Source organism: Actinomadura bangladeshensis (genome assembly GCF_004348335.1).
In the GTDB taxonomy this organism is placed as follows: Bacteria; Actinomycetota; Actinomycetes; order Streptosporangiales; family Streptosporangiaceae; genus Spirillospora; species Spirillospora bangladeshensis.
Window position 1 is genome coordinate 1 of the sequence record NZ_SMJW01000378.1, and the last position, 5520, is coordinate 5520.

Annotated in this window: 7 protein-coding genes; 5 read left to right on the forward strand and 2 right to left on the reverse strand. The window is 73.6% G+C overall.

Going from position 1 to position 5520, the window contains the following annotated elements; translation table 11 throughout:
• The first annotated feature begins 177 nt into the window (after positions 1-177).
• A complete protein-coding gene (locus E1284_RS37980) occupies positions 178-882 on the forward strand; it encodes an HIT family protein (protein ID WP_131944981.1) in 705 nt (234 codons plus the stop codon).
• On the opposite strand, the gene E1284_RS37985 is transcribed toward E1284_RS37980, so the two are convergent.
• Together E1284_RS37985 and E1284_RS37990 are read right to left on the reverse strand one after the other, a co-directional pair.
• Entirely contained in the window at positions 858-1796 is a 939-nt protein-coding gene (locus E1284_RS37985; protein ID WP_131944982.1) for a PfkB family carbohydrate kinase, read from the reverse strand. The two genes, E1284_RS37980 and E1284_RS37985, sit on opposite strands and share 25 nt — an antisense overlap.
• An 11-nt stretch (positions 1797-1807) precedes the next feature.
• Positions 1808-2299, reverse strand: a complete 492-nt coding sequence (locus E1284_RS37990) for an NUDIX domain-containing protein (RefSeq protein ID WP_131944983.1) — start codon at positions 2297-2299, stop codon at positions 1808-1810.
• Positions 2300-2917: 618 nt separating this feature from the next.
• On the opposite strand from E1284_RS37990, the gene infC reads away from it, so the two are divergent.
• From infC to E1284_RS38010, 4 genes are all read left to right on the forward strand, one after another.
• Positions 2918-3490, forward strand: a complete 573-nt coding sequence (infC, locus tag E1284_RS37995) for a translation initiation factor IF-3 (RefSeq protein ID WP_203597680.1) — start codon at positions 2918-2920, stop codon at positions 3488-3490.
• Positions 3491-3674: 184 nt separating this feature from the next.
• The gene (gene rpmI / locus E1284_RS38000; RefSeq protein ID WP_067468638.1) at positions 3675-3869 is read left to right on the forward strand and encodes a 50S ribosomal protein L35; all 195 of its coding nucleotides are present in this window, start codon (positions 3675-3677) and stop codon (positions 3867-3869) included.
• A 69-nt stretch (positions 3870-3938) separates the two neighbouring features.
• Positions 3939-4316: a 50S ribosomal protein L20 gene (rplT, locus tag E1284_RS38005; RefSeq protein ID WP_131944984.1), complete on the forward strand. Its 378-nt coding sequence runs from the start codon at positions 3939-3941 to the stop codon at positions 4314-4316.
• Positions 4317-4350: 34 nt separating this feature from the next.
• Positions 4351-5166 (forward strand): TrmH family RNA methyltransferase, encoded by an 816-nt coding sequence (locus tag E1284_RS38010; protein WP_131944985.1) that lies wholly within the window; start codon positions 4351-4353, stop codon positions 5164-5166.
• Positions 5167-5520 lie beyond the last annotated feature (354 nt).

The following is a 5520-nucleotide window of genomic DNA, read 5'->3' on the forward strand; positions in this document are numbered from 1 at the left end:
GGTGCGGGGAGGGGAGGTGTTGTCTCGTGCACAGTATTGCCTTCTGCCCTTTTTGTTCCCGCTAGGACAGGCTTTGTATCGCATGGGTTCCATGTCTGTATCCATGCGTCGGCACTCCGCCGGTGCCGGGCAGTCTGGAGGGGAGTGGTCCCCCGTTCCGTGGTGCCTGGAGGAGGCTTGGCCGAACCGACGGCGTGGAACGAGCCCGGTCACGACTGCGTCCTGTGCCCCCCGCTGCGCTTCCGCTTCAACGGCATGGCCGGCCTTCCCGGCGAGTCCGGCGTGATCGCCCGCGACGGGGACTTCCTCCTCATCCCGGACGTGGCGCCCCTCACCGAAGGGCATGTGCTCCTGGTGACCCGCGACCACTACCAGTGCGCGGGAGAGTTCGGCCGGACGATGTGGGAGCGGGCGCTCCGGTGGCGCGACCGCGTCGCCCGCCTCTACCGCGCGGCCTACGGGAGCGGCGAACTGCTGCTGTTCGAGCACGGCCCGGCGACTCCGCAGGGCGGCGGCGCGTGCATCGACCACGCGCACTGGCATCTCCTGCCCGGAACCCCGGGGATGCGCGCGGTGGTGGAGCGGCGGGGCCGTCCCGGGTCGCCGGCCGGGCGGGCCGCCCTCCGCGCCTACCTCCGCACCGGCCGCTCCTACCTGCTGATCGAGGAGGGCGGGATCATGACCGTCCACCCGGGCGACGGCGTGCCGAGCCAGTTCCTGCGCTGGGCCGTGACGGCCGCCGGGCCGGGGGAGACGTGGCGCTGGCAGGAGACCTTCGGCCTGCCCGGCAGCAGGCGGCGCTTCCTGCGGACGCTCCGGGTGCTGCGCGCCGCGCAGGCCGCCCTCCCGCCGGGGGATCAGCCCTCCGACAGCCACCAGTAGAGCTCGCACGAGGCCAGCCGGTCCCCGAACCCCGCGCGCTCCGCGCCCTCGGCGTAGCCGGTGGAGTACTCCACCGGCGGCCCGCCCCGCCGGTGGGCGAGCACGCGTTCCAGGGACGTCGCGCCGAACCGCAGCAGCCACAGCGGACGGCCCGGCACCTCACGGTCCAGAACGGGGAGCAGCTCTCGCACCCCGTCGCCGCCCGTCGGCGCCGGGCGTCCGAGCAGGCGCGCGAGCGTCGGCGCCTCCGAGAAGACGAGGCCGGCGCGGGCCAGCACGGGCAGCACGGCGGACGCCGGGAGCCGCGCGTCGACGTCGTGCGGGACGAGGTCGAACGCGAACCGCGTCCCGGCCGCGCCCGCGATGCGCGCCGCCTCCTCCAGCGCCGCCCGCGAGAGCGGGGACAGCAGCGAGTACCCGTCGGCGACCAGGACGTCCGCGTCCGCGATCGCGGCCGACGCCGCCGCGACCTCCGCCGCGGTGAGCCGGCGCCCGGGCGGCTCGTCCTGCACGACCAGCAGCCGTACGCCGGGACCGCCGCAGCGCGGTCCGTCGCGCAGCATGACCGAGACGGCGTTCGGCACGCCCGCCTCGACGCACAGGTGGTCGCGGGCACCGATCCGGCGCAGCTCCCGGCGGATCACGGGGGTGTAGTCGTCGTCTCCGATCTTCGCCAGCACCCCCACCCGCGCGAAGTGGCGGGTAGCGCACCGGGCCAGGTTGACCGCCGTCCCCGCGACGACGGCCCGCGCGGGGGCGTAGCACAGCCGGTCGGCGCCGAGGTCGGCGAACCGGACGCCCGGAAGGGACGCGCGGACCTCGATCCCGGCGTCGCCGATGACGAGCACGGCGAACCGGCGCTCGGCGGCGCCGTCGAGCCCCGGCCACTCCGCGGGCGATCGGGGCGGGGCCATGGCACGGGCCGTCAGGCGGGCGGGAGCAGGAACGCCCGCATCACCGGGCGCAGGCTCGGGATGAGGTCGTAGCCGCCGAGCTCGGCCAGCGGCACCCAGGCGCAGCCGTCGAGGTGGTCGCCGGCGTCCTGGTTGTCCAGAGTGGTGTCGAGGGTCACCGGCCGGCAGCGGCGCGCGGCCGCGACGACGCGGACCTGGCCGCCCCGGGGCCCGCGGTCCGGCATGTACCACTGCCACAGATGGAACGGCGGGCCGGGATCGATCTTGAGGCCGACCTCCTCCCAGACCTCCCGGCGGATGTGGTCGTCGAGGTCGAGGTCGGCGTCCGCCTCCAGCCGCCCGCCCGGCACCTCCCAGCGGCCCGGGTGGAACGGGTCGGACGCGGACTTGCGGACCAGCAGCAGCCGCCCGCCGGACACGATGAACGCCTTCTGCGCGAACTGCAGCGCGATCGGCGGCAAGGCGGTGAGGGGGCCGGGGGCGCCGGCCTCGACCGAGGGCATCGCGGGGACAACCTCCCTGCTGCCGGCCCCACCGGGCCGTCTCCGCTCCACCGTAACAACCGCGGCCGCGCCCGCCGAGACGCCCGCCCGGCCACAACATCGTCACCTCCCCGAGGCCGCCCGTGTCCGGCCCCGCCCCGCCTCCGGAGCCGCCGCGGCCGGGGGACGGGAATGACCGGGTGCCCGGAGCCGTTGACATGAGTGGCGTACCTCACCAAGGCACCAGCTCGCGCCGGACGTCACGAGACGATTGCGGCGTGGCGCAGCCCGCCCCGGCGGGTGGTAGTCTTGGTGGCCGACCGGCCCTGTGCGCGCGATCCGAGCGGTGGTGCGCGTGGGGCGCTCAAGCGGAGGCCACCTCCCACCTGACCGGCCGAGGCCGCGGTTCCTGCGCACCGCCCGAACGGGCGGCACCGCCGGAGCCCGCGGTACAGGTCTGGGGCATCCCGGACCTCAAAGGCCGGTGGGTATCGGTCCGGCGAACGGGCGTTTGCTCGCCCGTCCCGCCGTCGTCCCCGGACGGCTCGTCCGTCCAGGGAGACCGAAGGTGGCCCCGTGCGTGAGTCGTGCGGGGCTTTTCTCGTGGAAGCCTCGGGGTACGACCGGTCCAACGAACTTATGGAACGGCCCCAAGGAGGTCCCATCAGCGCCGAACCGCGTATCAACGACCGCATTCGCGTGCCCGAGGTCCGGCTCGTCGGCCCGAACGGCGAACAGGTGGGCATCGTGCCCATCGCCAAGGCCCTTGAACTCGCGCGCGAGTCGGACCTCGACCTCGTCGAGGTGGCGCCCACCGCGCGTCCGCCCGTCGCCAAGCTCATGGACTACGGCAAGTTCAAGTACGAGTCCGCGATGAAGGCGCGTGAGGCGCGGAAGAACCAGGCGCACACGGTCATCAAGGAGATCAAGCTCCGCCCGAAGATCGACCCGCACGACTACGAGACCAAGAAGGGTCACGTGGTGCGGTTCCTGAAGGCCGGGGACAAGGTGAAGGTCACGATCATGTTCCGCGGTCGTGAGCAGTCCCGCCCCGAGCTCGGCTACCGGCTGCTGCAGCGGCTCGCCGACGACGTCGAGGAGCTCGGCTTCGTCGAGTCGCGGCCCAAGCAGGACGGCCGGAATATGATCATGGTGATCGGTCCGCACAAGAAGAAGACGGCCCGCGGGCAGGAGGCCGAGACCACCGCCTGACGGCCGTCCGGGGACGGCCTCGCGGCGGTCCCGACACCGCGACCTCGCGGCTGAGCGGGGTCGCGGCGCACGTACATTGAAGCCTGACCGGGCGCGTCCGCGGAGTTCCGTGCGGTGCGCCGATCAGGCGCGCCCCCGTGCGGCACGGCACGGGGGCCAGGGACAGAGGGAGACGACGGCGACCATGCCGAAGACCAAGACCCACAGTGGTGCCAAGAAGCGCTTCAAGCTGACCGGCTCCGGCAAGGTGATGCGCCGCCGCGCCAACAAGAACCACCTGCTCGAGCACAAGCCGACCAAGCGGACGCGCCGGCTGTCCGGCCCGGCCGTGGTGGCCGACGCCGACGCCAAGAACATCAAGAAGCTGCTGCGCAAGTAGCACTCGACCAGCAATGTCAGCGACCGGCCGAGGCCCGATGGCCCCGGCCCCCACGAAGGAGTTCAGCACGTGGCACGCGTGAAGCGGGGCGTCAACGCCGCCAAGAAGCGTCGGGTCGTCCTGGAGCGGTCGAGCGGCTACCGCGGTCAGCGTTCGCGCCTGTACCGCAAGGCCAAGGAGCAGCAGCTCCACTCGATGACCTACGCCTTCCGGGACCGCAAGGACCGCAAGGGCCAGTTCCGCCGGCTGTGGATCCAGCGGATCAACGCCGCGGCCCGCGCCAACGGCATCACCTACAACCGGTTCATCCAGGGCCTGAAGGCGGCGGAGATCGAGGTCGACCGCCGCATGCTCGCCGAGCTGGCCGTGAACGACGCCGCGGCCTTCGCCGCGCTCGTCCAGGTCGCCAAGGACGCGCTCCCGGCCGAGGGTTCGGAGGCCGCCTGAGCCGGGCGACCGGCATACGGGCGATCACAGCGACATGGCGGGCCGCGAGCTGACCTCTCTCCGATCACCACGGGTGAAGGCCGCTCGGCGGCTCGCCAAACGCGCCTTCCGCCGCCGCGAGAACCGGTTCCTCGCCGAGGGGCCGCAGGCGGTGCGGGAGGCGCTGCAGATCCCGGGCGGGCTCGCCGAGCTGTTCACCACCGCCGAGGCGGAGGCCCGCCACCCCGAACTGGTGCTCGCCGCCGAGCGCGCCGGCGCGCCGGTGCTGCGGGTCAGCGGTGAGGTCATGGCCGAGCTGGCCCAGACCGTCACCCCGCAGGGGCTGCTCGCGGTCTGCGAGTTCGTCGACGTCCCGCTGGGCAAGGCCCTGGAGGCGGGGCCGCGGCTGGTGACCGTCCTCGCGCACGTCCGCGACCCCGGCAACGCCGGCACGGTGCTGCGCACCGCCGACGCCGCCGGCTCGGAGACGGTCGTGTTCACCGACGCGTCCGTCGACCCCTACAACGGCAAGTGCGTGCGCGCCTCGGCGGGCAGCCTGTTCCACCTGCCGGTCGTCACCGGCCCCCGGTTCGACGCGCTGATCCCGGAGCTGAAGGGCGCGGGCCTGACCGTCCTCGCCGCCGACGGCGCGGGCGACCGCACCCTGGACGACGCGATCGACACCGGGCTGCTCGCGCGCCCCACCGCGTGGGTGTTCGGGAACGAGGCGTGGGGGCTGCCCGAGGAGATCCTCCGGCACGTGGACGAGGTCGTCCGCGTGCCCATCTACGGAAGCGCCGAGAGCCTGAACCTGGCGACGGCCGCGGCCGTATGCCTCTACGCCTCGGCCCGCGCCCAGCGCGGGGCGTGACGCGCGTACGGGGGAGCGGTCGCGGAAATTCACTCCATTCCGTGATCGGATGGCCGCAAGCGGTCGCCTGAGGCACCGCTTTCCGGCCGGTGAGCTGGGAGGATGGACCGCGCGGCGGCGGGCGGGGGCCCGCGGCCGGATGCGGCTCATCCGCAGGTAGGAACCGGATCAGGGACCGGCGGGGGATCAAGGCCGTTCCGTCCGGTGCCTACCGTGTTGATCAGTGCGTTGACCAGGAGCGGCATGGTGCCGTGCAGAGTTGGGGGCGAAACGTGATGACCGAGGAGACCAGACCGGTCCGCAGAGCGGGCCGGCGCGTGCCGGAGGTGCGGTGCCGCGCGGGCGCGGCTGCTC

What these genes read in the sequence shown, in the direction of transcription:
- E1284_RS37985 (WP_131944982.1), bottom strand. Translation starts at nt 1,796, where the DNA reads ATGGCCCCGCCCCGATCGCCCGCGGAGTGGCCGGGGCTCGACGGCGCC.
- E1284_RS37990 (WP_131944983.1), bottom strand. Translation starts at nt 2,299, where the DNA reads ATGCCCTCGGTCGAGGCCGGCGCCCCCGGCCCCCTCACCGCCTTGCCG.
- infC (WP_203597680.1), top strand. Translation starts at nt 2,918, where the DNA reads ATGGAACGGCCCCAAGGAGGTCCCATCAGCGCCGAACCGCGTATCAAC.
- rpmI (WP_067468638.1), top strand. Translation starts at nt 3,675, where the DNA reads ATGCCGAAGACCAAGACCCACAGTGGTGCCAAGAAGCGCTTCAAGCTG.
- E1284_RS38010 (WP_131944985.1), top strand. Translation starts at nt 4,351, where the DNA reads ATGGCGGGCCGCGAGCTGACCTCTCTCCGATCACCACGGGTGAAGGCC.